Genomic DNA, 3049 nt, shown 5'->3' with positions numbered 1-3049 from the left:
ACCTGGAACTGTCCAACGTGCCGAACCTGCACGATGTGGCCACCATGCTCAAGCTGCTGCGCCAGACCGGCCTGTCCGTCGAACAGAACGGCGACAAGGTCGTGCTGAACGGTTCCAAGATCGACAAATACGAAGCGCCRTATGAGCTGGTGAAAACCATGCGCGCCTCCATCCTGGTGCTGGGTCCCCTGCTGGCGCGCTTCGGCGAAGCCAAGGTTTCCCTGCCGGGCGGCTGCGCCATCGGCTCGCGTCCGGTGGATCAGCACATCAAGGGTCTGCAGGCCCTGGGCGCCGACATCAGCATCGACGGCGGCTACATCTACGCCAAGTGCAAGAAGCTGAAGGGCGCGCGCATCGTCACCGACATGATCACCGTGACCGGCACCGAGAACCTGCTGATGGCCGCTACGCTGGCCGAAGGCGAAACCGTGCTGGAAAACGCCGCCCGCGAACCGGAAGTGACCGATCTGGCGAACATGCTGGTCGCCATGGGCGCGAAGATCGAAGGCATCGGCACCGACCGCCTGGTGATCCAGGGCGTGCCTGCGCTGAACGGCGCGAAGCATGAAGTGATTTCGGACCGCATCGAGGCGGCGACCTTCCTGTGCGCCGTGGCGGCCACCGGTGGCGACATCACCATCCGCAATACCCGCACCGACATCTTCGACGTGGCGCTGGATAAGCTGCGCGAGATGGGCGTCAAGCTGACCGTGGGCGACAAGTGGATTCGCGCCCAGATGGACCAGCGTCCGAATCCGGTATCCTTCCGTACTACCGAATACCCTGGTTTCCCGACCGATATGCAGGCCCAGTTCATGGCAGTCAACCTGATCGCCAAGGGCAGCAGCAAGGTCACCGAAACCATTTTTGAAAACCGCTTCATGCACGTGCAGGAGATGAACCGACTCGGTTCCAGGATCTCCATCGACGGCAACACGGCTTATATCGAAGGCGTGGACCAGCTGATCGGCGCTCCCGTGATGGCAACCGACTTGCGCGCATCCGCTTCGCTGGTGATCGCAGGCCTGGCAGCCAAGGGCGAAACCCTGGTCGACCGCATCTACCACCTGGACCGGGGCTATGACCGCATGGAAGTGAAACTGTCCGCCGTTGGCGCCAATATCACCCGAATCAAGTAAAGACATCATGAACACGTCCACCAGCCAGGCCAACCCGAACGGGTTGATCCTGGCGCTGTCGAAAGGCCGCATTTTCGAAGACACCTTGCCGCTGCTGGCGGCAGCAGGCATCACCGTGTCCGAGAATCCGGAAAAATCCCGCAAACTGATCCTGCCTACGAACGATCCGGACATCCGCGTCCTGATCGTGCGTGCCACCGACGTGCCAACCTATGTGCAGCATGGCGCAGCCGATTTCGGCGTGGCGGGCAAGGACGTGCTGTATGAGCACGGCGGCGAAGGCCTGTACCAGCCGGTGGACCTGAACATCGCCCAGTGCCGCATGTCGGTGGCGGTAAAGGCGGGCTTCGATTACGAGACGGCAGTGCGCCAGGGGGCGCGCCTGCGCGTGGCCACCAAGTTCACCCAAATGGCGCGCGAGCACTTCGCCAAGAAAGGCGTTCACGTCGACCTGATCAAGCTGTACGGCTCGATGGAGCTGGCGCCGCTGGTTGGCCTGTCCGACGCCATCGTCGACCTGGTGAGCACCGGTTCCACGCTGCGCGCCAACAACCTGGTGGAAGTGGAAGAGATCATGGACATCTCTTCACGCCTGGTGGTGAACCAGGCCGCGCTGAAGCTGAAGCGCGCCCGCCTGCAACCGATTATCGAAGCTTTTGAGCGCGCCTCCGCGACCCGGCCATGATTCGCAAACTCGACTCCACCCAAGACGATTTCCAGGAAGCGCTGGATGCGCTGCTGGCCTTCGAAGCCGAAACCGATGACGCCATCGAAGGCGCGGTCAGCAAGATCATCGCCGACGTGCGTGCGCGCGGCGATGAAGCGGTGCTCGAATACACCAATAAATTCGACCGCATGAACGCGGCGTCCATGGCCGATTTCGATATCGCCCAGCCGGAACTCGATGCGGCACTGGCCTCGCTGCCGGAGAAGCAGCGCGCGGCACTGCAGGTCGCCGCGGAGCGCGTGCGCGCCTTCCACGAGCGCCAGAAGCAGGAACTGCAAGGCTTCACCTACACCGAAGCCGATGGCACCATCCTCGGCCAGCGCATTACGCCGCTGGACCGCGTGGGCATTTACGTCCCCGGTGGCAAGGCTGCCTACCCATCGTCGGTGCTGATGAACGCCGTGCCGGCAAAAGTGGCGGGCGTGCAGGAAATCATCATGGTGGTGCCGACGCCGGATGGCGTGAAGAACCAGATGGTGCTGGCGGCTGCTGCCATCGCGGGCGTAACGCGCGTGATCGGCATCGGCGGCGCACAGGCCGTGGCGGCACTGGCCTACGGCACCGAGACGATCAAGGCCGTGGACAAGATCGTCGGTCCGGGCAATGCCTTTGTCGCTTCCGCCAAGCGCCGTGTGTTCGGCACCGTGGGCATCGACATGATCGCCGGTCCGTCCGAAATCCTGGTGCTGTGCGACGGCAGCACCGATCCTGACTGGGTCGCGATGGACCTGTTCTCGCAGGCCGAGCACGAYGAGCTGGCGCAAGCCATCCTGCTGTGCCCTGATGCGGACTACATCGCCAAGGTCGAAGCCAGCATCGCCAGGCTGCTGCCGACCATGCCGCGCAARGCCGTCATCGAAACTTCGCTGAAGGACCGCGGCGCGCTGGTGAAAGTGCGCGACATGGACGAAGCCTGTGCCATCGCCAACTTCATCGCTGCCGAGCACCTGGAAATCTCGTCCGAGAACCCGCAGCAGTGGGCGGACAAGATCCGCCACGCGGGCGCCATGTTCCTCGGCCGCTTCTCGTCCGAATCGCTGGGCGACTATTGCTGCGGCCCGAACCACGTGCTGCCGACGTCGCGCACCGCGCGCTTCTCGTCGCCGCTGGGCGTCTATGATTTCCAGAAGCGCTCGTCCGTGATCCAGGTCAGCGAAGCCGGCGCGCAAACGCTGGGCAAGGT

3 protein-coding genes are annotated in these 3049 nt (G+C 63.5%); all 3 read left to right on the top strand.

The genetic code is table 11. From position 1 onward, the window contains the following. Positions 1-1139, top strand: a 1139-nt coding sequence (gene murA, locus AB4Z11_RS27930) for a UDP-N-acetylglucosamine 1-carboxyvinyltransferase (RefSeq protein ID WP_442029096.1), incomplete at its 5' end; no start/stop codon positions are given. 7 nt (positions 1140-1146) lie between these two features. Continuing rightward, positions 1147-1824, top strand: a complete 678-nt coding sequence (gene hisG, locus AB4Z11_RS27925; RefSeq protein ID WP_442029095.1) for an ATP phosphoribosyltransferase — start codon at positions 1147-1149, stop codon at positions 1822-1824. Then, on the top strand, positions 1821-3049 hold a 1229-nt coding region (gene hisD, locus AB4Z11_RS27920; protein WP_442029094.1), incomplete at its 3' end, for a histidinol dehydrogenase. The genes hisG and hisD, both read left to right, overlap by 4 nt.

This window comes from Pseudoduganella sp. RAF53_2, assembly GCF_052113985.1.
Taxonomy (GTDB): Bacteria; Pseudomonadota; Gammaproteobacteria; order Burkholderiales; family Burkholderiaceae_D; genus Rugamonas.
This window is presented reverse-complemented; position numbering and strand designations above follow the sequence as displayed.

Excerpts from the sequence above, each read along its gene's own strand:
- hisG (WP_442029095.1), top strand. The coding sequence starts at position 1,147 with ATGAACACGTCCACCAGCCAGGCCAACCCGAACGGGTTGATCCTGGCG.